The sequence below is a fragment of the Deefgea chitinilytica genome (genome assembly GCF_016881405.1).
GTDB classification, from domain to species: domain Bacteria; phylum Pseudomonadota; class Gammaproteobacteria; order Burkholderiales; family Chitinibacteraceae; genus Deefgea; species Deefgea chitinilytica.
In genome coordinates, this window is record NZ_WOFE01000005.1 from 91595 (window position 1) to 115519 (window position 23925).

Genomic DNA, 23925 nt, shown 5'->3' on the forward strand with positions numbered 1-23925 from the left:
CTCAATATCACATTAAACGCGTGTAGTCTTTCGCTGGCAGCGCCAATTCTGCCGACAATCGTTCCATCTCGGCCAATAAATCAGCAACCGTTCCATCGACGCAGCGTAAATTAAATTCACGCCGTTTCCGACTAAACAGCTTTATAAATCCGCGATAACCTTCACCACTCTCGTTTGTTTCTTGAAAGTCGGCATACATAAAATCAAAGTCATCCAAGGAAATCTCACGCCCACGACTCAGCACTTTGCCACGCCATACCGTTTCGCGATGCAGCAATCGATCAGCCAAGTTGATACAAATGTAGGTCTTTGGAAACCCCAAAAAAGATTGAACAAGTAACAATAAAATAAACAGAACAATCCAACTGGATAGATTAATGTTTTGAAATACGGTGAGAAATAGCCACGCTATCAAAAACACGACGGGTATCAACAAAAACCAAGCCGATGCACTTCGCGTCCGCAGCGATTGCTGTTTATGATAGCGAAAGCGTGTTTTGTTCATCTCCAGCCACCATTTCAATTCAAATTCGGCACCACCGCCAGCAAAGCCGTCAACACGCTCGCGCCAAACTGTTTTGAACGTTCGCCATTCCAGCCCACTTCGGGTAGCGGATGATTTGCGGTGTCTTTGAATGGCATTTCCACCGTATAAGCCAAACAATCAAAAGTATGCCCCACCCAATTCGTACCCAGCGTCAGCGTTTCTGGGCCGAAATGGCTGTCGGTATAGCCAAACTCGGTTTGAAAATCAGGGCTCGCCGCCAACCACGCGACCTTAAATGCATTCTGTAAATCACGTTGTTTGCTAGAGAAAGACGGATTATCCTCGCAGCCCGCGACAAAATTATGCGGAATACTCTCGTCGCCATGAATATCTAAAAACGCATCAACACCGATTTGCTGCATTTTTTCCCGCACCCAAAACACCTCGGGGCTGCGCTCTAAAGTCGGTGTGCCCCATTCGCGATTCAAATTGGCGCCGCGCGCATTGGTGCGCAAATTGCCGCGCACGCTGCCATCGGGGTTCATATTCGGCACAATGTAAAACACGCACTGCTCCAGCAGGCGACGCGCCACGGCGTTTTCTGGGTCCAATAAGGTTTCCAGCAAGCCTTCGACAAACCATTCGGCCATGCTTTCCCCTGGATGCTGGCGCGCGGTAATCCAGATATTTTTCTTATTACCTAGCGGTATGCCGATGCGTAGCATGTCTAAATCATGCCCATCGGGTGTTACCCCTAATGGCATCAAATCGACCCACGGTGCGTGGCTCAGCGCATTGCCGATCAAAGCTTGATGGCGCTCCCAAGAATACGGCTCGAAATAAGCGAACCACACCGCATCGGTCATCGGTGTGTGCTGAATAATCAAACTTTGCCCATCGTATTCGGTATCAACACGAAACCAATTCTCGCGATCATAACTGGCCACTGCCTGATAATCAGGCCAGCCATCGGGATACGCGCTTTGCGCTGCGTTTTCGATGCGCAACACACAGTCCTGATCGCGCGCGCCAGTCAGGCGAAAATGAAACCACTGCGCAAAATCAGAGGCGTTATCGGAGCGTAGTTTCAAACGGATATTCGCGGCGTCGCTGGCGTCGATAACGTCGATTGAACCGGAGTCGAACTGGCTGGAGATACGAATCATAATGGTGTTCCCTTTATCAACTTGTATACTTTTCTACAAGGAGCTTATGGTATTTATTAGTGGGCGAGTGCATGTCTCGACAGTGTTTAAAGCTCATCGCAGGTAGAGCGCTGCGGTAATGATTGATGAATTGGAAAAGTAAGAATTCGCCCGTGCAAGTTGCCGCAGATACGATTTGGTTTCGATGTGCCAGAAAAATTCAAATCTCTACAACCATTCACAATTGCGTAATCATATTCGTACGCTATGGCAATATGAGCCATCGCAACGTCAACGTCTTTGATATGCACCTTTTCTAGCATCGCGTGCGCATCATAATCGGTGACATCAAGGTCGAACGCAGGATAAAACGCGTCAATATGTTCACGTACCCAAGCTGCCATCGCTTGATGGTCTGTAAGATGTTCAGGCAACTCAATCTTAAGAACTTCCATTGTTACGCTTTACCTTCAATCTTCAAAGCACGCATTCCTATCACCCAACGCAATTAATCCAGCGGCGACCAATCAGTCACAGGCTTAAATTCATCGTCATTCTCGCTGGTAACAAAACGCTCAAAGACGCTACCGATCGCTGAATCAAGCAGCGGAATAATACTGGCGTCGTAATTGGCGATCACGTTCACATCGAATTCGCTATGATTATTTGGGTTATTCAGGTATTTCTGGTCTTCGGTACCCGAAAAAAAGCGCCAGCCGCTGTCGCCGTCTTTAAGCGGTTTTTCGCGGTACATTAGGCCGACCGGATAACCTTCGATGGTGATTTCATCGCTGGCGATACACAGGCCATGACCCATCGCCTTTTTTCTAATTACGCGCTCATCGAGCAAAAATTCTTTCATAGGTATCTACCGCAAAATTAATTAAATCATTACCTACTGAGCAATACCCAGCTCAACGATCGAGAAACTAAATCTCAACACCGAATCTGAACATTGCCCAAAGAATCTCGTGCCTGTAAAGTCATCGCCAGCGCAGCTCGCGTTTTAGCGTGACTCATAACTGGGCTTTCTAGCTCGCCCGCGCGCAGCAAATCGCAAAAATGTTCTGTTTCGTAATTGAGCCCCGAGCCTTGCGGAACAATCACGAGTTCTTCGCGCTCACCCGCTGCTGTCACTAAAGTTGCCTTCGCCGGATTCCACCATTTATCGTGGATGAGCACATAACCCGCGCTACCGCCAATCAGCGCTTCGCCGCTACCAGCGATATCCAGCCCGCAATACAGCTGACTAATGCCATGTTCATGCTGAATATTCAGACTCGCAAACGTATCGACCAATGTCGCGCCAACGCGTCCCAATGTTTGAATTTCACTCGCCGCGCCCAGCCAATCGACGGCCAGAAAGGCGCTATAAATACCGATATCGAGCAAACCACCACCGGCTTGTGCCGGATCGAGTACGGCGTGGCCAGCGGGCACATTTGGGTTAGCAAAGCCGGCACGAACAAAGCGCACCTCGCCAATCGCTCCTGCAGCAATACGCTCGCGTAGCGTTTGATACAGCGGGAAAAACGGCGGTTTCATCGCCTCCATATACAACTGGCCGCAAGCCTGCGCGGAGGCGATCACCGCATCGAGATCGGCCAAGGAAGTTGCTGCGGGTTTTTCACACAGCACGGCTTTACCGGCTTTCAGTGCGGCGATACTCAGCGCTGCGTGACTAGGATGTGGGGTGGCGATGTAGACGGCGTCGATGTCGCTGGCGAGCAGATCCTCGATCTCGTCGAACACGGTAGGAATATGGTGAACCGCAGCAAACTGCCGCGCTTTAGCGCCGCCACGGCTATAGACCGCGCTCACGGTCACGTTTGGCACGTGCGTGAGGCCAGCAAAAAACCGTTGCGCGATATGGCCAGTGCCAATAATGCCAAAACGGATGGAACGCATCGTGACCTCACTCATTGTATTGCCATGTAAGCCTTATAGTGCATGAGCTACACGGCAATACATCAACTAGGTTTTGAGCTTATTGGGTGCAAGCGCTAAATTGCACCAAAGCAAGACTACCAAATAAGTTCGGCAAAAAGTCGACCGTTTCACCCTGATGCAACACGACTTGCTTATCGACTTTCATGCCCATTTTGCCGAGCAATTTGTCGAAATCTTTCACCGTGCAGAAGTGGATATTCGGCGTGTTATACCATTCATACGGAATCGTCTCCGACACGGGCATGCGGCCGATTAGAATTTGCCAGCGGTTTTCCCAGAAACCAAAGTTCGGGAAGGTAACGATGCCAACTTTGCCGACGCGCAGCATTTCTTGCAAAATAAACTCGACGTTGTGCATCGACTGAATGGTGAGCGACAACACGACGTAGTCAAAACTACCGTCTTCAAAATGCTGCAAACCGCTTTCCATATCCGCCTGAATAACGTTCAGGCCTTTTTCAACGCAAGTGACAATCGAATTCACATCGACGTCAACGCCAATACCACGCACGGCTTTGTTAGTTTGTAGCCACGCGAGCAATTCACCGTCAGCGCAGCCCAGATCGAGTACGCGCGAATTTGCTTTGATTTGCTCGGCGATGTGTTTTAAATCGGGGCGCAGCGTAGTTGAATGAGCCATTACGCGATCTCCTTCGCCACATTATTCAGATAAGCACGCATCACGCCCATGTACGGCGCATCTTCCATCAGGAAGGCATCATGACCGTGCTGTGATTCAATTTCGGCGTACGACACAGTGCGATCCGCATCGAGCAGCGCTTTAACGATTTCACGCGAGCGCGACGGCGCAAAGCGCCAATCCGACGTGAACGAAACGACTAAGAATTTTGCTTTCGCTTGGCGCATCGCCTGCGCGAGGCTGCCGCCGTAATGGCGCGCGGGATCAAAGTAATCCAAAGCTTTGGTCATTAATAAATAAGTATTGGCATCGAACATCGTCGAGAACTTGTCGCCCTGATAGCGCAGATACGATTCAATCTCGAATTCAACATCAAAACCATATTTATACTCGCCGCTACGCAGCAAGCGGCCAAACTTCTCACCCATGCCGTCGTCCGACAAATACGTGATATGACCCAACATGCGCGCCAAGCGCAAACCGCGCTTTGGCACAACGCCGTGTTGATAAAAATCACCGCCATGAAACTCAGGATCGGTAATGATGGCTTGCCGGGCCACGTCGTTAAATGCGATATTTTGCGCGGTGAGTTTGGGCGCCGAGGCAATCACCAAAGCATGACGCACCCGCTCAGGATAAGTAATCGACCAGCGCAAAGCCTGCATACCACCCAAGCTGCCACCAATAATTGCTGCAAACTGCTCAATGCCTAAGCGATCGGCCAAACGCGCTTGCGTTTCGACCCAATCACGCACTAGCACCACTGGAAAACTCGAACCATATGGCGCGCTGGTTTCTGGATTGATACTCGAAGGCCCGGTCGAGCCATGGCAACCGCCGAGGTTATTGAGGCCAATGACGAAAAATTTATTCGTATCAATCGGTTTCCCCGGGCCCACCATATTGTCCCACCAGCCCGGCGCTTTATCGGTCTCGGCATGTTTGCCAGCCACATGATGATGACCAGACAGTGCATGACAGATCAAAATGGCATTTGATTTATCGGCATTCAAGGTGCCATAGGTTTCCACCATCAACTCATAGCGCGACAACGTTGCGCCAGAAGACAGGGTAATGGGCTCTTCAAATACAAACTTTTGAGGGGTAACGATGCCTACAGACTGCATTTTTTACCTGCTATTTATTAAGTCGATCAAAGGCGGCTCGCTCAGCAGCCGACCATTTTTCATCCATCGTAATCAGATTATCTCGATCAGCAAAGGGCGGATATCCCGCCTTCATCGTCAGGCGAATATAGTGATGATTGAAGACATCTAAACAAATATGCATCGGTTTCATATCACCGACTTGTTCAGCACGCTGCTTAGTTCGTAAATACAGATCGAAATCACCGGCCTGAATGCGCTCGTCCCACAGCCCGATTTTAGCCAAGGCTTTACGCTGAATCATCACTGTATTGCCCACAAAGCCTTCTTTAATTTGGCCTGCAAAGCGATACGTACGATCGGCATTAAATTTTGCCCAATCACCGTACATCCAACGATGCATCATTTGCAAAGTGGTACGATTAAAACCAAACAGGCCGAGGAAATTTTTGACCTTTTTCCAACGACGCTTGAGCTTTTTGGTAGCCACCGCATTTTCAATCTGCTCAATACCACATACCGTCGCCACGTCGAGCCCGTTTTTCTCCATACTGGCAATAAAACGAACATCCCAATCTGGCGAAACAATAATGTCATTATTCAAAAAAGCCAACCAATCGTATTGCGCAATCGCAATGCCTTGGTTTTGGCTGTGTGGATAAGAATAATTCGCACCATTGCGAATCACTTTGGCACCCACCGATTCAAAAAAATCAGCACTGCCGTCGGTTGAGCCATTATCAATAATGATGAGTTCAAATGGATGATGCGTATAGCGCTGCAAATTCTCCCAATACAATTCATTCACAGCACGCTGGTTATAAATCGCAGTAATGATACTAATCATGCAGACAATTCATCCTTTTTAGGCCCATTAAGCATCGCACAGGTGAGCAATACAAACCCTAGACCTGTGATGTTATCTGTGAAGAATGAATTTGCGAACGTTGCAACCCCCATTCCCATTAACATGACATATAGAGATGAACGCCATGCGGGCTGCAAATGACGACCTTGCCATGCTGCGGCACCTAACAAACCCAACAACAACGCAGCACCAATCACCCCCAACTCTATCGTTAACCAAATATAATCATTATGGGGATTCGATGTCGCGCGCAAACCACTAGTGACGCCACTATAACGGCTATATTCCTGCTTAAAGCTACCAGTACCATAACCAGTCCATGGCTTAGCCAAAATCATTTGCTGAGTATCTTTTAACCAAATGAGACGTAAACCAATCGAAGTATCTGTATTTCCTTTTGAGTACTCCTGCATATCAGTTTGCGCTTTTGCAATACCCAATTTAACTGCCGAAGAATATTGGGGCAACACAAGCGCCGCCGCCAATACAATCGTTAAACCCAGTGTTAAACCAATACGCCAGCGCCATAACACCAGCAGAAATCCCAGCATCATTAGAAAAATGAGCTGCCCAGTTCGACCAGGAACAACAAACAGAATGTTGTGTGTCACAAACACAAATACAATCCAAGCTAAATTTTTTTGCCAGCCAAAGAACTTACCATTTAACAATCCCGCCAATAAACCGACCGCTAACAAACTGGCAAAATAGTTATGGTAGGTATGTGTACGAAATACCGCCCAATCCCCAGGTACGCCAACTCGCATTGGATACTCAAATAGATAAGAAACAAAAGCAGCACTCACGCTCAGCAATGCACCGCAAGCAAAACCGATTAACAATGCATTTCGAACTTTAGTACCGAAAAATAAACATAAAAATATTGGGATTAAATAATAAGCTCGCATTTTCAATATAAAACCCCAAGCCTCACTTTGTGATACCGACGTCCACAGAGTACCCAAAACCAAAGCTGCAGCTAACAACAAACCAGCAATCGCAAAGGGTTGAAAGAAAATCTGTTTATTAAATTGAAGTGCGCGAGGATTTAATAAAAAAGCAATGAGTAGCAATCCACCACCAATATTTTGTGCTGCGGTCGAAATAGGAATCGCAAAGCCTGCTAAAGCCGCGGCGAAGAGCAATAAGCCCGATTGAAACCGCTGCAAGTGACTAGTACTTTCGATCATGATTTACTCACCAATTTAAAATGTTTTTTTGTTAGATCCAGACCAAAAATCGCTTCAAGTTTCATCAACAAGCGATGTTTCTTTTCTCGCTTAGAGAGTTGGTAATTAGCATCCGGTACAAAACTTGACTCTGCCATTTCACGCAGCCAGGGCTGCACAATCATGGGGTGAGTGCCAGTAAAAGTTTGCAAGATACTCGCATCGATTTGCGAATAATCATGGGGTTTAGGGGCATGGCTCCAATACTTAGCGACTTGCCGATGTTTTTCTTGCATTTTCTCGCTCGAACGGACATGGCCATAATGATAAATTGGACAGTGTGCTAAAGCCGCTCTGGCGTAACGCCCCCGTTTGTTTTTATCCATCACAACCCAAAACAGACCATCGGGCGCAAACGAGCGAATGGTATTGCGAATAATCCGCAGCTCTTGCCGATACCACGCTGGACTACGCGCCACTAAATCTGGTTTTCCGTAAAAATGGTGATAATCAAAGGCAATCCCTTCTATTTCTGGATTTTTGAAGTGCTGCTCCATGACTGCGCGAATCTTGGGTGCATCATCTTCATGGATTACCTCGTCACCCTCCAAATAAAAAGCCCAGTCACCGGTGCAATTAAATTGAGCAATCATTTTTTGCTGCGCATACACAAAGCCGCGTTGCTCCATGCCTTCATTCCACGTTGTCTCAATAATCCGTATCCGCGGATCATTAATAGCGCGAACCCGCTCTAAGGTATCGTCTTCGCTTTTACCAATCGCCACCACGACCTCATCGCAAACTTGCAATAAGCTTTGCAAACTCTCGATATAGGGGTAGCCCAACATCGTCCCGTTACGCAGAAAGGTAAATCCGCTGACTTTCATAAATTTGTTCGCTCCATTACAAGGCGACTTGCCTGACATTGCGAGAAGAGCGATTATAGCAGCCTGATTCAGTTAAAAACGAAACAACTATGCCGACGATTGGCGTTGCCATTATTACAAAAAATGCTCAGGCCCATTTGGCGGCTTGCCTACAATCTCTAACATGGTGTGATCAAGTCGTCATCTTAGATTCTGGTAGCACCGACCAAACTTTAAACATTGCACAATCCCATGGTGCTCAAATCCATCAAAGTATTGATTGGCCTGGCTTTGGCATACAAAAAAATCGCGCTATTGCTTTGCTAGAAACCGACTGGATTTTTGCTTTAGATGCCGATGAAATCGTTAACGCACAGCTAGCTGATTCAATTCAAGCTGCGGTCCAAAATCCCCAAAGTGAGGTGTATCAGTTAAATCGCCTATCAAATTATTGTGGGCGTTGGATGAGGCACACCGGATGGCATCCAGATTACCTACCTCGCTTATTTAAAAAAGGCAGTGCGCGCTACTCTGAAGATTTAGTGCATGAGCGTTTAATTTTTAGCAGTTCAGTCAGCCAGCTAGATGGCCTATTGCTGCATTATTCCTTTGACGATTTAGAATCGGTGCTCGATAAAATCAATCGCTACTCCAGTGCGGGGGCACAGCAGCGCTTGAATAAAGGTTCGCGCTCTAGCTTAAGTAGCGCCATTTTCAAAGGCGTGTGGACATTTATCCGCAGCTACATTATTAAGCGTGGTTTTTTAGATGGCCGTGAGGGCTTTATTCTATCCGTCTCCAATGCGGAAGGGGCCTACTACCGTCAACTCAAGCTTATGTATTTACAAGAAAAAGTATGAAAATCTCTATCATCGTCACTACTTACAATCGGCCAACTGCGCTAAACCTCGTGCTAGCTGGGCTCGCCAAGCAAGTAGTGAATCCACAAACTGAGTGGGAAGTATTAATTGCTGACGATGGCTCAAAAAATGACACCGCTCAGCTCATTGCGTCGTGGCAACAGCGCTTCCCTACGCAATTAGCTCACGTCTGGCATGAAGACCTCGGTTTTCGCGCGGGAGCTATTCGAAATCGAGCTGCCGCCCAGTCCTCAGGCGACTACCTCGTTTTTTTGGATGGTGATTGTGTGCCGATGCCGGATTTTGTCCAGCAACATGCACAATTGGCAGAACGTGGTTGGTATATTGCAGGCAATCGCGTGCTGTTCTCTGAGTCATTTACTCAGACCCTACTCAATCAGCCTAATGCAATAGAAATCATGGAGTGGTCTGTGTGGCAATGGATGGTCGCCAAATGGCAAGCCAAATCCAACCGAGCACTACCGTGGTTACGCTTGAAGCTCAGCGCCATGCGTAAAAAACGACATTCACGCTGGGAAGTCGTTAAAAGTTGTAATTTAGGCGTTTGGAAAACTGATTTTATAGCGATTAATGGTTTTGATGAAGAGTTCTCAGGCTGGGGACATGAGGATTCAGATTTCGCAGTTCGACTACTGCGCTGGGGCATATTGATCAAAGATGGCCGTTATGCCGTACCGGTTTTGCACTTATGGCATCAAGAAAATGACCGCTCAAAACAAGCCGAAAATTGGCAAAAGCTCGAAGTAACACTTAAAAGTCATCATACTGCAGCAAAAATCGGTTATAACAGCTACTTAAACTAAATTTATGCCAATCGAATGATCTTTTATTGCATTTCGCTCCCCGAAGAAGTAGCTCGGAGAGCACATATTTTAAAGCAATTTTCACAACATCAGCTTGAAATTACTCTATTTGATGCCATCAAGCCCGATGAAAATACAGCTCCCAAAATATACCAACAAAAAAAGCGTTTACAACTTTATGGTAGAGATTTAAGTCGCGGCGAGATGGGCTGCTATTTGAGTCACAGAGCGCTTTGGGAGCTGTTTTTATCTACAGATGCAGCACATTGCTGTATCTTGGAAGACGATGTTGAACTCGCAGAACAGTTTAGCGAGGTGATCGATAATCTGTTAGAAAAACAATCATCTTGGGATTTAGTACGACTTGCGGGCACGTTTCCACGGAAGGGCAAAACAATTGCACAAATCAAAGCGGGTGAATATCAATTACTCGAATATCTAGAGCAACCTCGCGGCACTCTAGGGTATGTGATCAACCGTGCTGCTGCTCAAGCTTTATTGGAACATACCGCACGAATGATCCATGCAATAGATGACACAATGGATCAAATTTGGAGTCATAAATTACGCACTTATGGACTAGAACCCTTCATAGTTAAAGAGTCAGCACAATTTATCTCTTCAATTGGCTGCAGAAAACGCCCTCAGATGAGTTTGCTAGCAAAAATGCGCAAAGAACTATTCAAAAGCAACAACAGCCTAAGAAAAAAAATCTGGCAATACAAAACATTATTGCGCTGGAAGTTCATTTTGCGTTGAAAACTGCACTGCATGCATCTGCGCATACACACCTTGCTTAGCCAATAGCTCAGCGTGCGTGCCACTTTCTACGATACGGCCAAACTGCATCACTACAATACGGTCAGCTTTTTCGATGGTTGATAAACGATGCGCTATCACCAAGGTCGTGCGGCCTCGCATGAGTTTTTCGAGTGCGTCTTGCACTTTGCGCTCCGACTCGGTATCGAGCGCACTCGTTGCTTCATCAAGAATTAATACTGGTGCGTCTTTGTAAATCGCGCGCGCAATCGCCAAGCGTTGCCGCTGGCCACCTGATAAACGTCCACCATTTTCACCCAGCATTTCATCAAAGCCACTCGGCATTTTTTCAATAAACTCGGTGGCGTGCGCGGCTTCGGCTGCAGCGCGCACACGTGCCATATCGACCTGATCAGCACGATGCGTACCATAGGCGATATTGGCGGTCACCGTGTCATTAAATAGCACCATGTCCTGCGCCACTAAGGCAATTTGCGCCCGCAGATTCGCCAACTGATAATCGGCCACCGGCACTCCATCGAGCAAAATTCGACCATCAATCGCATCATAAAAACGCGGTACGAGATTAGCCAGTGTGGTTTTACCACTGCCCGATTGCCCAACCAAGGCCACGGTTTGTCCTGGCTGAACCTGTAGATCAATTCCATCTAAAGCCGGTTTATGGTCAAGCTGATAACTAAAGCGCAGCGCTTGGATATCCAGCGCGCCTTGAGCACGGCTAACGCGGTATTGACCGTGATCGGCTTCTTCTTGTTCGTCGAGCAAATTAAAAATAGACTCTGCCGCGGCTAAACCACGATGCAAACGTTCATTGATTCGGGTCAAATTACGAACCGGACCTTGGATTGCCACCATCGCCGCGATAAATGACATAAACGAGCCCGCGCTTAATTGCCCTGCTTGCGCCTGCAAACTAGCAAAATACAGCACCACAGAAATAGTAATACCAATTAACAAGACAATCGTCCCAGAGTTAACTGCCACCATTAGGCCCTGTTTAATCCCAAGGCGCATTACCCGATTATTCACCTCGCCAAAACGACACACTTCGATATCTTGTCCGCCATACACTTTTACAATTCGTTGCCCAGAAAGGGATTCATCGAGGCGTGAATTCATCTCGCCCATTCGGTCTTGCGTTTCCCGCGCTAAGCGCCGTTGCCGCTTAGCCACCATCCGGATACTCAATGCCACTACGGGCAATAACACCAAGCAAAACAAGCTCAATTGCCAACTGGAATAAAACATCACCGCCAAAAAGCCCAGTACGGCAACGCCATCGCGCACCAAGCCAGTCAGTGTTGATGTACCCGCCTCCATCACCTGCGTAACATCATAAGTCACGCGCGAAAGCAGTACCCCAGTCGACGTTTGATCAAAATAGCGGGTCGGCAAACGCATTAATTTGCCATAAATTTTTTCCCGAAAATCCCGCATCACGCGGTTGGCTAGCCAAGAATTGCCATAGTCATTACCAAAATTACCTGCAAAACGCATCATTGCCAAACCAAATAACTGGGCAGGAATAATCCAAGCGGCATTCTTCGCGAGCGTCTCTGCACCAGCTAGGTTTTGGTCAATCAGCGGTTTTAACAATAATGTTAGCAATGCTTCGGATGCCGAAGCCAAGGCCATGCAAATAATCGTAGCGATAATCACCCACAAATAAGGACGAAAATGGCCAAGCAAGCGGCGATATAACACTTTGTTATTCATAGCGTGTGGGGCAGGAACAGTCATGGCGAGATTATACTCACTTCAGATGCAGATAGATTGAGGAAGAATGCCACGGCAGTCAGCATTCAAAGCGAGGCGATGTGTTACGCAAAATCACCGAAACGCAACTGCAACAAACTCGCGATCACCGGTGCGACGGTTTCAGTTCGAAAAATTCGCGGACCAAGAATAAGCGATGTATAGCCTTGTGCAATAGCTTGATTATCCTCTTCAGGAGAATACCCCCCTTCAGGGCCGACCAACACAATGACACTCGACGCCTCTTCGGGTAGGCTCGCGTACTCGACCGCCCCAGTTGGACACATCAACAGCTTAAGTTCAGCCTTCGCTTGACTCGCCAAAAATTGGTTGAATGTGACAATAGGCCGAATTTCCATCAAACGTGTTCGGCCACATTGCTCAGCAGCACTGGCTGCGATGCCTTGCCAATGGGCAAGCCGTCTCTCGGCGCGCTCGCCGCTGTAACGTTGCTGGCAATACTGTGAAATGACCGGCTGTAATACCGTTACACCTAATTCTGCGGCCTTTTGTACCGTGTAGTCCATTCGATCGGCAGCAGAAATCGCCTGCACCAAAGTCAAATTCAAAGGGGATTCGCGATCAACGGCATCGAAGCTGTTCACCTGCACGCTCACCGTCTTTTTACCCATCGCGCTAATTTCAGCCGCAAACTCGCCACCTTGACCATTAAACAAATGAAGCGACTCTGTCGGCTGCATCCGTAAAACCTGTACATGCCGAGCGACGGCTTCGGGCAATTCGAATGATTGGCCGACACTAAGCGGTAAATCGACATAAAAACGGGGCATATTCAATCCGATTAAGCCATCAGCACACGCTGTATCACCAGGCCAGTAAAGATAATAAAAGACAGGAAAAGCACAAAATAGACTATCCAGCGAATGATTTTAAGCCAATAGCGGTCGCGGCTTTTGACATAGCAAATCGCAGAATAAGAGAGCCCCAATACGACCAGAATAAATAAAATTCTTAAAACCGCAAACACCGCTTAAATGCCAAGCGCAGGTAAATCATGAAATGCGCTAGGAACGTCACTCAGACGATCAAAACTCACCATTTCATAATTACTCGGGTCAGAGAGTAGCTCACGCAATAGTTTATTATTCATTGCATGGCCTGATTTGTAGCCAGAAAATGACGCGATTAAGGGGTGGCCTAATATATATAGATCGCCAATTGCATCGAGGATTTTGTGCCGAACAAATTCATCCTCAAACCTCAAGCCACCTTCATTCAACACGCGAAACTCATCAATAACGACCGCGTTATCCATATTACCGCCGCGCGCCAAACCATTCATGCGTAGATATTCAACTTCATGAATAAAGCCAAACGTACGCGCACGCGCAATTTCGGTGATGTAATTGGTCTCAGCAAAATCTAAAGCAATCGTTTGCGCTGATTTTTTGAAAGCGGGATGTTTGAAATCGATAGTAAGTGAAACTTTGTAGCCATTATGCGGTTCAAATTTCACCCATTTATCGCCATCGTGAACTTCGATGGGCTTGAGTACTTTGACAAACTGCTTCGGTGCGTCCTGCTCTTGCACTCCCGCAGTTTGAATCAAGTAAATAAATGGTGCAGCAGAACCATCCATAATCGGCATTTCTGGCGCATCTACTTCGACAACAATATTGTCGATGCCAAGCGCCGCAAAAGCTGACATCAGATGCTCGATCGTGCCGACACGCACGCCGTCTTGGACGAGCGTTGAGGAGAGACGCGTGTCGTTCACTAAATCGGGGCCGACTTTGAAAGGCGCTGATTCGGGCAAATCAGAGCGCTTAAACACAATCCCATGATTCACAGGCGCAGGCCGCAGAGTGAGTTTGACTTTCTCACCCGAATGCAAGCCCACACCCGTGGCCTGAATTGTTGAATCCAAAGTTCTTTGTAAAAACATGGCCATTCTGCCTATATATTCAATACTCTGATTTTATCAGCCCTAGGCAAAAGGCCGAGCAAATCATTTTAATCAAATCGATTGACGTAAACTATTTACTAAAACGAAACGCTGATGCGTAAGTTCATCAAATAGTTGGGTATTAATCTGCCTGACGACGCAAAAATGCTGGAATATCCATATCGATATTGCTCATCGCGGGGCGCGCAGCAGCTTCTGGCGCACGATTACCGCGATTATTCCGCCAAATTGCTGGCGTATCATAAGCATCTTCGTACGCTTGGTTATCAGTGCCGGTTTTCAACGTTTGGCTACTAACAACAGTCAACGATGGTGCGCTGACCGCTTTACCACCCAAGCCCGTTGCCACCAAAGTCACGCGGATTTCATCTTCGCCCAAAGCTTCGTCGTACACCACACCATGTTTCACCAAGGCGCCATCTGCAACATGCGATTCGATGATTTCCAACGCTTGACGCGTTTCTGATTTTTTCAACTTGCCAGGGGCAGTCGAGAAATTCACCAGTACGCCACGTGCGCCTTTAAAGCTGATGTTGTCCAAAAGTGGGCAACGAATCGCTTCTTCGGTCGCGCGGATGGCACGGTCTGGGCCAGTCGCATGCGCAGAACCCATCATCGCCATGCCCATTTCACGCATCACGGTTTTCACGTCGGCAAAGTCAACGTTAATCAAACCTGGGTACTGAATGATTTCAACGATAGAACCAACTGCATTACGCAGCACGTCATCGGCGGCACGGAATGCTTCATCAATCGTCACATCATCGCCGAGTACTTCTTCCAGCTTTTGATTTGACACGACAATCAAAGAATCAACGTAACGAGCCAATTCATCGATACCAGCTTGCGCCACTTTTTGGCGGCCGCCTTCATCCAAACCGGGCTTAGTTACAACGCCAACCGTCAAAATTCCTTTTTCGCGAGCGACTTGTGCAATCACTGGCGCTGCACCTGTACCGGTACCACCACCCATACCAGCAGTAATAAACAGCAAGTCTGCACCTGAAATCAATTCAGCGATGCGCTCACGATCTTCTTCCGCAGCTTGGCGACCGATTTCTGGATTACAACCAGCGCCAAAACCTTTCGTCAATTCAGCACCAAGCTGAACGACATTATCTGCTTTTGATTGTTTTAATACCTGTGCATCGGTATTAGCCGAAATAAAATCGACACCATGCGATTGCATAGCGTGTTCGATCATATTGTTGATGGCATTGCAGCCTGCGCCACCCACGCCGATCACTTTAATATTCACGTGATGTGATACTTCTGGTACTTCAATTAATAATGCCATTTCCACTCTCCTCTTGCCCGATTTTACCGCTTACCCGAATATTTCAGAAGTTATTTTGAAACCATGACTTCATTCTGCCAAAAACATCACCGATGCCACCTTCTTTACCACGATGATTTGGCGCTTTCTGCATTTGTTGTCGCGCCAAAATCAATAAACCCACCGCCGTTGAATAACGCGGATTTTTAACCACTTCGGCTAAGCCACCGACATAACGTGGCAATCCCAAACGCACCGGCATATGAAAAATTTCTTCGGCCAAGTCAGTCATACCCGGCATCAATGACGCGCCGCCGGTAATTACAATCCCGCTCGACAAGCGATCTTCAAATCCAACACGGCGCAATTCGGCCTGCACAAAGCTATACAATTCTTCAACGCGTGGCTCGATCACTTCCGCCAAAGTATGTCGTGACATCTGACGCGCACCGCGCTCACCCACGCCCGGTACTTCAATCATCGTTTGCGGGTCGGTCATATGCCGCAACGCCACACCGTGTTGAATCTTGATGTTTTCTGCTTCACCGGTTGGCGTGCGCAATGCCATTGCCACATCATTGGTGATTTGGTCGCCAGCAATTGGAATCACAGCAGTGTGACGAATCGAACCACCGATAAATACGGCGATATCCGTGGTGCCGCCGCCAATATCAACCAAACATACGCCGAGATCTTTCTCATCTTCAGTCAATACGGCATAGCTTGAAGCCAAGGGTTGCAACACCACTTCAGCAATTTCCAAGCCGCAGCGACGTACACATTTGGTAATGTTCTGCACCGCCGAAACCGCACCTGACACAATATGCACGCGTACTTCTAAGCGAACGCCCGACATACCAAGCGGCTCTTTCACGTCTTCTTGCCCGTCAATCACATATTCTTGCGACAAAATATGCAGCACTTGATGATCGGTCGGGATGTTGACCGCGCTGGCCGTTTCAATCACACGGTCGATATCTGCCTGCGTTACTTCTTTGTCTTTAATCGCCACCATGCCATGCGAATTTAAGCTCTTGATATGGCTACCAGCGATGCCGGTATACACTTCGCTGATTTTGCAATCCGCCATCAATTCCGCTTCACCGAGTGCCGATTGAATAGCGGCAACGGTTTTTTCGATATCGACCACAACACCGCGCTTCAATCCTTTGGATGCCGCAGAACCTAGCCCCACCACATTCAATGAGCCGTCTTCCTTCACATCAGCCACCACCGCGACCACTTTAGAAGTCCCGATATCTAGCCCAACGATGAGGTTTTTTGCTTCCCTAGTCACTGACAGCCTCTTTTACAAATCTTAAGGTTTAACTTTAAAAAATACCGCTAACTTATTACTTTTAATTGCTTTATTAAATCAAAAGCATAAATCATGCCGAAGCTTTGGTCGCTTTTGGTTTTGCGACAGACGGCACGACTTTCACTGCACTTCCTTTTACTGCAACTGGCTTTTCAATCGGTTGATACGTTGGTAAACGCACCGCAAAACCATTTGGATAACGTAAATCCACATACTCAAACGATTGCTGCAAAAGCGCTAATGTATTCGGATAAGCCTTCACAAAGCGCGTCACCCGATCCACTGGATCGTCGCGCCCCACTTCTACGATCAACTGTTTGTCTAACTCAAATCGCCAAGCTCTGCGCTCGGACAACCACAAGCGGGTCGGTGTTCTGCCTAACGGCGCTAACGCTACTTTTAAGCGCTGAAAACCTTCCACCATAATTTTTTCTGTACCATCTGGCCCCTCTAATACGGGCAGATGATCACTACTGGCCGCATCAAACTTTTCGCCATGTGAATTCAGCAAACCAGTACTACCCCACCGCGCTACCGCTTTATGTTCTTCGATATTGACTTCTAAGCGATCTGGCCAGCGGCGGCGAACCTCGACTTGCCTTACCCAAGGTAACTTTTCAAAGTTCTGCCGAGTTTTATCCAAATCCAGCGTAAAAAAAGTGCCTTTTAACTCATTCTTAATCACGTATTGCAACTGCTCGCGCGTGACATGTGTTAAATCGCCATCTACCTTGATCTTGCGCACCGGAAACAATGGCGAGTGCACCGCCAAAAATAACAGCGAGTAAAACAGCAGCATCAACGCCAATGCAGTGAGCAAATTTGCAAACCACATCAATAACTGCGGCTTATTCCACATTTGGAAAATCTGCAGTATGTGGTTGCGAAAACTGCACAAGCATATCGAATTCCTAACTGGTGCTTTAAAACACCATCCCTTATGGGTATATTAATGCAGCCAAATTATAACAAGAGTTGCAAGGATATACCCTTACAAATCAATATATTTCACAAAGTTGTTGCTAAAATTTTCATCACTAGCGCTTCATAACTTAAACCAGCCTCACGCGCGCACATTGGGAACAAACTATGCGTCGTCATTCCGGGCGCGGTATTGGCCTCGAGCAAGAAAATCTTGCCATCTTCGTCGGTTAAAAAGTCAATCCGCGCCCAGCCCGTCGCTCCTAAAATACGGTACGCCTTTTCCGCCAAACTACGAGCTTGCTGTTCTTTTTCATCTGATAAACCAGATGGACAGTGGTACACCGTATCGTCACGTATATATTTCGATTCGTAGTCGTAAAACTCGGTTTGCGGAACAATTTTCACCGTCGGTAAGGCTTGTCCATCCAAAACAGCGCATGTATATTCACCACCACCAATATTGCGCTCGGCTAAAACTACGGATTTATGCCGAGATACCTCTGCCCACGCGGCACTCACATCAAGTAATGACTTCAACTTAACCACGCCAACACTCGAACCTTCATTCGCAGGCTTCACAAACAAAGGCAAGCCTAATTCTTGAACCGCTAGTTTTAGTTCTTCCGCACTGTCCACAATTCGATAATCTGGCACCGGTAAACCCACGGCTTCCCACAGCAATTTAGTTCGCCACTTATCCATACCAATTGCAGAAGCCATCACGCCGCAGCCGGTGTAAGGTACACCAAGAAACTCCAGCGCCCCCTGAATCGTGCCGTCTTCCCCACCACGACCATGTAAAATTAGAAATGCACGATCAAAACCTTCTGTTTTCAACAATTGCAGTGGTTTTTCAGCCGGATCAAATGCATGCGCATCAACACCACTTGCTTGTAATGCTGCCAATACCCCTGCACCGCTCATCAACGACACTTCTCGCTCTGCTGAACTGCCACCCATGATGACGGCTACTTTTCCATACTGATTCATTTCACCATCTCACTTAACAACTTCGGTGTATTTCCAATCGTGCCAGCCCCCATCGTAACCACCACATCACCATCACGAACAGCGGCAAGGATTGCCGTTGGCATATCGGCAATGTTCTCCACAAACACCGGCTCAACTTTGCCTGCCACCCGCACTGCTCGTGCCAATGAGCGGCCATCGGCGGCAACGATTGGCGCTTCACCAGCGGCGTAAACCTCAGCCAGCAGTAAGCCATCAACGGTGTTGAGCACTTTGACAAAATCTTCGAAGCAATCCCGGGTGCGGGTATAGCGATGCGGTTGGAATGCCAACATCAAGCGACGGCCTGGAAATGCGCCACGCGCGGCCGCCAAAGTCGCTGCCATTTCGACGGGATGATGTCCATAATCGTCAACCAAAGTGAACGAACCACCCGCAGCAAGCGGCACTTCGCCGTAGCGCTGGAAGCGACGTCCTACGCCTTGGAATGCCGCCAATGCCGCCACAATCGCCGCCTCATCCGCGCCGACTTCAATCCCAATCGCAATCGCCGCCAAGGCATTGAGCACGTTATGCATGCCCGGCATATTCAACGTCACGGCAAGGCGACGAGATTCACCGTTTTCCCAAACCGCATCGAAGCGCATCTGGCCATTAGCAGCGACGATATTTTCTGCCCGCAACATGGCATCTTCACTCACGCCATAGGTCGTTACAGGGCTAGTGACTTTCGGCAAAATCGAGCGCACATGCGGATCATCGATGCACAAAATCGCGCGACCATAAAACGGCAAGTGGTGCAGAAAATCGATAAAAGCTTGTTTTAATTTCTCGAAATCATGACCATAGGTATCCATATGGTCTGCGTCGATATTCGTCACGACCGAAATCACCGGAGTGAGCAATAAGAAAGACGCATCGCTTTCATCGGCTTCGGCAACCAGAAAATCACCCTGCCCCAAACGTGCATTCGAGCCTGCTGCGTGCAATTTGCCGCCGATCACAAACGTCGGATCGAGTCCTGCTGCTTCGAGTACGCTGGCACTGAGACTGGTCGTTGTCGTTTTGCCATGTGTACCTGCAATCGCAATGCCTTGTTTCAAGCGCATCAGCTCAGCCAACATCATTGCACGAGGCACCACGGGAATCTTACGTTGGCGAGCTTCAATCACTTCGGGATTATCGTCTTTCACCGCACTAGAAATCACCACCACATCGGCATTGGCCACATACTCAGCAGCATGACCTTGGAACACCTCGGCACCAGCAGCCGCTAAACGCTGGGTGGTTGCACTTACCCCCAAATCAGTACCACTGACCTCAAAACCAAGGTTCAGTAGCACTTCAGCAATGCCGCTCATACCGACACCGCCAATACCTACGAAATGAATGCGTTTTACTTTATGTTTCATTCTGCCAATTCTTTTATTACTGCAACGACGGCGTCAGTTGCATGAGGTTGTGCCAATACTCGTGCCGCTGTAGCCATCGCAAGGCAACGTTCACGAGTGATTTCTTGAATTAATTGCGCTAATTTTTCAGGACTGCTCGCAGTTTGCGGCAATAAAATCCCTGCCCCAGCATCACTGAGGAATTTTGCATTGCCAGTTTGATGATCATCCACGGCATGCGGAAACGGCACCAAGACACTCGCCGCACCAACGCATGCCAATTCAGCGACAGTCAAAGCGCCAGAGCGGCATAATACCCAATCCGCATCGGCATACGCTTGTGCCATATCGGCAATAAATGCGACACAATTGGCCTTCACGCCGACTGCAGCATAATTTGCTTTAAGCGCCTCAATATGCTTTTCACCTGACTGATGTGTCACGACGGGGCGAAGGTGCTCTGGAATTAACGCTAATGCTTGTGGCAGTTGCTCATTAAACACTTGCGCCCCCAAACTCCCGCCTACGACGAGTAACTTTAATGGGCCAGAGCGTCCCGCAAATCGCGTTTCCGGTTCCAACACCGTATTCATCTCTTCACGCACTGGATTGCCAACACAACCCGCTTGATTCGGAAAGGCGGTAGGAAATGCAAACAACACACGATTAGCGATTTTCGCCAACACACGATTAGTCAAACCAGCAACCGAGTTTTGCTCATGAATCACCAGCGGTAGCCAGCACAAACGCATCGCAACTCCACCGGGAAAGCCAGTAAAGCCACCAAAACCAATCGCCACATCGGGGCGACGGCGGAAAATCAAATTAAGCGCTGTCAACAAAGCCTTCGCCTGGATCCACGGCTGGCTCAATTTTTTCCACAGTCCTTTACCGCGCACACCCGTAATATCTAAAGTCACCAAGTCGATGCCATGTGGCGGAACTACGCGCGTTTCCATCGCACCTTTTGCACCCAACCAAACCACATCCCAACCGTCTGCACGCACTGCATTTGCAACTGCCAAGGCGGGAAAAATATGCCCACCAGTGCCACCCGCCATCACCAAGAGGGTACGCTTTTTCATACGTTGTACCCCCGTATCATTTGGCGATTTTCATAGTCAATTCGCATTAAAAAACCCAAAGCCAATAAATTGGCCACAATCCCTGAGCCACCAAATGAAAGCAATGGCAAAGTCAAACCTTTCGTTGGCATAACGCCCATATTCACGCCGATATTAATCACCGCCTGAAAGCCAATCCAAATACCCACGCCTTGTGCAGCTAATGATTGCCAATGCCGCTCTAATTTATTGGCTTGCACACCAATTGCAAACGCGCGAAATACCAAAAAGGCAAACAAACAAATTACAACCGCCACACCGATAAAACCAAATTCTTCAGCAATAATCGCCATTAAAAAGTCAGTATGTGCTTCGGGCAAATAAGAAAGTTTCTCAACACTTAAACCCAAACCTACGCCAGTTAATTCACCTCGGCCAAATGCAATCAAGGAATGACTTAATTGGTAGCCTTTGCCATATGGATCTTGCCAAGGATCTAAAAAACCCAATACGCGTGCTCGGCGATATGGGCTCGTTGCAATCAAAGTAAAAAAAGCGCCGCCCAGAACCACGACCAAGCCTGCAAAAAGCTGCCAACTAAATCCAGCTAAAAACAAGATCCCCACGGCAATCGCTGTGACGACAATCAATGCACCCATATCGGGTTGGGCAAGTAACAGCCCACCAACGACGGTCATCACAATCGCTAATGGAAATAAAACTTTAGAAAAACTCTCCGACATTTTTGCGTTCATGCTGCCATTTTTTCGAACGCTATAATCAGCGGCATACAGAACAACAAAATACTTAACCAATTCTGATGGTTGTAGATTAATCACAAACAAACCCAGCCAACGGCGGCTACCATTCACTTCACGGCCGATACCAGGAATTAAGACCAATATCAGTAATACAATGCCGCCAATAAATAAAATCGGTGCAAATTTACGCCATGTTTCGGTCGGGATATTGAATGCAATAAATGCCGCGATACAGCCAACAAAAACAAAAACAGCATGACGAATTAAAAAATAATTCGACTTAAAACCGGTGTCTTTATCCACTTCCGCCATCGCAATCGATGAGGAATACACCATCACCAAGCCAATCGTCAGCAACATGATGATGCCCCAGAAAAGTGCCTGATCGTAGGCACTCATCGTGGGTTTCATGCGCTTCATGGCTTGGTAAAAAATTTGACGCATTACTGCTCCAAACCTTTCACCGCAGCGATAAACACTTCTGCACGATGGTGATAATTTTTAAACATATCTAAACTGGCGCAAGCCGGAGAGAGCAAGACCACATCACCTGGTTCTGCAAAGTTACTCGCAACCGTCACAGCCATTTCCAAAGTTGGCACCATCATCACCGGCAAGTAATTGTCGTCATCATCCGGTAAATATGCCGATGTCGCTTCATTCAGTGTTTCCGCCAAGGCGGGCGCATCACGGCCAATCAGCAAAACTGCACGGCAGATACGCTCGCAAGCGTCAAGCAAGGGTGAAAAATCCTGCCCTTTCCCATCACCACCCGCGATTAACACGACGGGGCGGGTCATGCCTTTGAGCGCAGCTTCAGTCGCGCCCACATTGGTGCCTTTCGAATCGTCGTAATACGCAACGCCGTTGACTTCAGCAACAAACTCAACGCGATGCGGTAGACCTTTGAAATTTTTCAATGCATGAATCAGAGGCTCAACTGCCAAACCCGCTGCGCGGCATAAAGCAATCGAAGCCAAGGCATTCACTGAGTTATGCAAACCGGCAATCGGTAATTCAGACGCCTTCATTAACTCAACGTCACCGCAGCACAAACTAAAATCACCATCAATTTCACGCAAGCCATACTCAGAATCGTTACGTGGTGTATCAGCCCCAAACCAAATAATTTCTCTGGCTTGGCGAGCCATACCCCGGCACCAGCCATCTTCACGATTCAACACTTGGACACCAACACCAGCAAAAATACTGGCTTTCGTCGCCGCGTATTCTTTCATGCCGGCATAACGATCTAAATGGTCTTCCGACACATTCAGCACCGTCGCCGCCACTGGTGCTAATGAGCGCGTGGTTTCCAATTGGAAACTCGATAATTCCAACACCCAGATATCCGGCCACTGGCCACGCGCTTCCCATTCGGCCAAAGCGGCAAGCACAGGGACACCAATATTGCCCGCCATCACGGTAGTTTTTCCGGCGGCTTCGCACATTTGCGCCACCATCGTCGTCACGGTGGATTTACCATTTGAGCCAGTAATCGCAATCACTTGGCTTGGTTTACCAACCAAGGCTTGCGCTAACAATTCCACATCGCCCAATACGGGAATACCGTGTGCAATTGCAGCTGCAATTTCTGGCGTCGCCAATGGCACACCAGGACTGGTAATCAGCAGCTCAGCATCAGCAAAAGTATCAACATTGAAAGACCCCAGACGTAAGCCAACGCCAGGTAGTTCTGCTTGAATATTGGCTAAATTCGGCGGTGTATTACGACTATCAGCGACAGTGACCCGCGCGCCTTTACTCGCCAACCAGCGTGCCGTCGCCAAACCGGTATCGCCTAGACCAACAACCACACAATGTTTTGCAGTGAGTTCCATCTTT

Annotated in this window: 24 protein-coding genes; 3 read left to right on the forward strand and 21 right to left on the reverse strand. The window is 48.0% G+C overall.

The genetic code is table 11. The features are described from left to right. Positions 1–7: 7 nt before the first annotated feature. The 10 genes from GM173_RS11325 to GM173_RS11370 form a co-directional block, all read right to left on the reverse strand. A complete protein-coding gene (locus tag GM173_RS11325) occupies positions 8–505 on the reverse strand; it encodes a hypothetical protein (protein ID WP_203571492.1) in 498 nt (165 codons plus the stop codon). Positions 506–519: 14 nt separating this feature from the next. Next, positions 520–1653 (reverse strand): M14 family metallopeptidase, encoded by a 1134-nt coding sequence (locus GM173_RS11330; protein ID WP_203571493.1) that lies wholly within the window; start codon positions 1651–1653, stop codon positions 520–522. Between the two features lie 86 nt (positions 1654–1739). Then, positions 1740–2087: a hypothetical protein gene (locus GM173_RS11335; protein WP_203571494.1), complete on the reverse strand. Its 348-nt coding sequence runs from the start codon at positions 2085–2087 to the stop codon at positions 1740–1742. Positions 2088–2140: 53 nt separating this feature from the next. After that, the gene (locus GM173_RS11340) at positions 2141–2494 is read right to left on the reverse strand and encodes a DUF2185 domain-containing protein (RefSeq protein ID WP_203571495.1); all 354 of its coding nucleotides are present in this window, start codon (positions 2492–2494) and stop codon (positions 2141–2143) included. A gap of 74 nt (positions 2495–2568) precedes the next feature. Next, positions 2569–3540 (reverse strand): Gfo/Idh/MocA family protein, encoded by a 972-nt coding sequence (locus GM173_RS11345; RefSeq protein ID WP_203571496.1) that lies wholly within the window; start codon positions 3538–3540, stop codon positions 2569–2571. Between the two features lie 79 nt (positions 3541–3619). Then, positions 3620–4222 (reverse strand): methionine biosynthesis protein MetW, encoded by a 603-nt coding sequence (gene metW / locus GM173_RS11350; RefSeq protein ID WP_203571497.1) that lies wholly within the window; start codon positions 4220–4222, stop codon positions 3620–3622. Next, positions 4222–5349: a homoserine O-succinyltransferase MetX gene (gene metX / locus GM173_RS11355; RefSeq protein ID WP_203571498.1), complete on the reverse strand. Its 1128-nt coding sequence runs from the start codon at positions 5347–5349 to the stop codon at positions 4222–4224. The genes metW and metX overlap by 1 nt, the downstream gene beginning before the upstream one ends. Positions 5350–5359: 10 nt before the next feature. Then, positions 5360–6175, reverse strand: a complete 816-nt coding sequence (locus GM173_RS11360) for a glycosyltransferase family 2 protein (protein ID WP_203571499.1) — start codon at positions 6173–6175, stop codon at positions 5360–5362. Then, complete coding sequence (locus GM173_RS11365; RefSeq protein ID WP_203571500.1) at positions 6172–7386, reverse strand: O-antigen ligase family protein; 1215 nt, start codon at positions 7384–7386, stop codon at positions 6172–6174. The genes GM173_RS11360 and GM173_RS11365 overlap by 4 nt, the downstream gene beginning before the upstream one ends. Beyond that, complete coding sequence (locus GM173_RS11370) at positions 7383–8252, reverse strand: glycosyltransferase (RefSeq protein WP_203571501.1); 870 nt, start codon at positions 8250–8252, stop codon at positions 7383–7385. Before GM173_RS11370 ends, GM173_RS11365 begins: the two co-directional genes overlap by 4 nt. An 89-nt stretch (positions 8253–8341) precedes the next feature. Between GM173_RS11370 and GM173_RS11375 the strand changes: the two genes are divergently transcribed. From GM173_RS11375 to GM173_RS11385, 3 genes are read left to right on the forward strand one after another with little or no spacing between them, the layout of a single operon-like run. Beyond that, positions 8342–9091 carry a glycosyltransferase family 2 protein gene (locus tag GM173_RS11375; protein WP_203571502.1) on the forward strand — a complete coding sequence of 250 codons (750 nt, stop codon included), beginning with the start codon at positions 8342–8344 and terminating at the stop codon, positions 9089–9091. Further along, positions 9088–9915, forward strand: a complete 828-nt coding sequence (locus tag GM173_RS11380; RefSeq protein WP_203571503.1) for a glycosyltransferase family 2 protein — start codon at positions 9088–9090, stop codon at positions 9913–9915. Before GM173_RS11375 ends, GM173_RS11380 begins: the two co-directional genes overlap by 4 nt. Positions 9916–9930: 15 nt before the next feature. Then, positions 9931–10674 (forward strand): glycosyltransferase family 25 protein, encoded by a 744-nt coding sequence (locus GM173_RS11385; RefSeq protein ID WP_203571504.1) that lies wholly within the window; start codon positions 9931–9933, stop codon positions 10672–10674. On the opposite strand, the gene msbA is transcribed toward GM173_RS11385, so the two are convergent. The 11 genes from msbA to murD all read right to left on the reverse strand — a co-directional run bounded on the left by msbA (position 10645) and on the right by murD (position 23921). After that, positions 10645–12435 carry a lipid A export permease/ATP-binding protein MsbA gene (msbA, locus tag GM173_RS11390; RefSeq protein WP_239078493.1) on the reverse strand — a complete coding sequence of 597 codons (1791 nt, stop codon included), beginning with the start codon at positions 12433–12435 and terminating at the stop codon, positions 10645–10647. The two genes, GM173_RS11385 and msbA, sit on opposite strands and share 30 nt — an antisense overlap. Positions 12436–12515: 80 nt before the next feature. Next, positions 12516–13241, reverse strand: a complete 726-nt coding sequence (locus GM173_RS11395; RefSeq protein ID WP_203571505.1) for a 16S rRNA (uracil(1498)-N(3))-methyltransferase — start codon at positions 13239–13241, stop codon at positions 12516–12518. Between the two features lie 200 nt (positions 13242–13441). Continuing rightward, positions 13442–14356: a UDP-3-O-acyl-N-acetylglucosamine deacetylase gene (gene lpxC, locus GM173_RS11400; RefSeq protein ID WP_203571506.1), complete on the reverse strand. Its 915-nt coding sequence runs from the start codon at positions 14354–14356 to the stop codon at positions 13442–13444. Positions 14357–14498: 142 nt separating this feature from the next. Further along, positions 14499–15674, reverse strand: coding sequence for a cell division protein FtsZ (ftsZ, locus tag GM173_RS11405; protein WP_203571507.1), 1176 nt, complete (start codon positions 15672–15674; stop codon positions 14499–14501). A gap of 43 nt (positions 15675–15717) precedes the next feature. Then, positions 15718–16950: a cell division protein FtsA gene (ftsA, locus tag GM173_RS11410; RefSeq protein WP_203571508.1), complete on the reverse strand. Its 1233-nt coding sequence runs from the start codon at positions 16948–16950 to the stop codon at positions 15718–15720. A gap of 91 nt (positions 16951–17041) precedes the next feature. Continuing rightward, complete coding sequence (locus tag GM173_RS11415; RefSeq protein ID WP_239078494.1) at positions 17042–17806, reverse strand: cell division protein FtsQ/DivIB; 765 nt, start codon at positions 17804–17806, stop codon at positions 17042–17044. Between the two features lie 173 nt (positions 17807–17979). Then, complete coding sequence (locus GM173_RS11420; protein WP_203571510.1) at positions 17980–18885, reverse strand: D-alanine--D-alanine ligase; 906 nt, start codon at positions 18883–18885, stop codon at positions 17980–17982. Beyond that, positions 18882–20276 carry a UDP-N-acetylmuramate--L-alanine ligase gene (murC, locus tag GM173_RS11425; protein ID WP_203571511.1) on the reverse strand — a complete coding sequence of 465 codons (1395 nt, stop codon included), beginning with the start codon at positions 20274–20276 and terminating at the stop codon, positions 18882–18884. The genes GM173_RS11420 and murC overlap by 4 nt, the downstream gene beginning before the upstream one ends. Beyond that, positions 20273–21340: an undecaprenyldiphospho-muramoylpentapeptide beta-N-acetylglucosaminyltransferase gene (gene murG, locus GM173_RS11430; protein WP_203571512.1), complete on the reverse strand. Its 1068-nt coding sequence runs from the start codon at positions 21338–21340 to the stop codon at positions 20273–20275. Before murG ends, murC begins: the two co-directional genes overlap by 4 nt. After that, a complete protein-coding gene (gene ftsW / locus GM173_RS11435) occupies positions 21337–22524 on the reverse strand; it encodes a putative lipid II flippase FtsW (RefSeq protein WP_203571513.1) in 1188 nt (395 codons plus the stop codon). The genes murG and ftsW overlap by 4 nt, the downstream gene beginning before the upstream one ends. Next, positions 22524–23921: a UDP-N-acetylmuramoyl-L-alanine--D-glutamate ligase gene (gene murD / locus GM173_RS11440; protein ID WP_203571514.1), complete on the reverse strand. Its 1398-nt coding sequence runs from the start codon at positions 23919–23921 to the stop codon at positions 22524–22526. The genes ftsW and murD overlap by 1 nt, the downstream gene beginning before the upstream one ends. Positions 23922–23925: the final 4 nt, after the last annotated feature.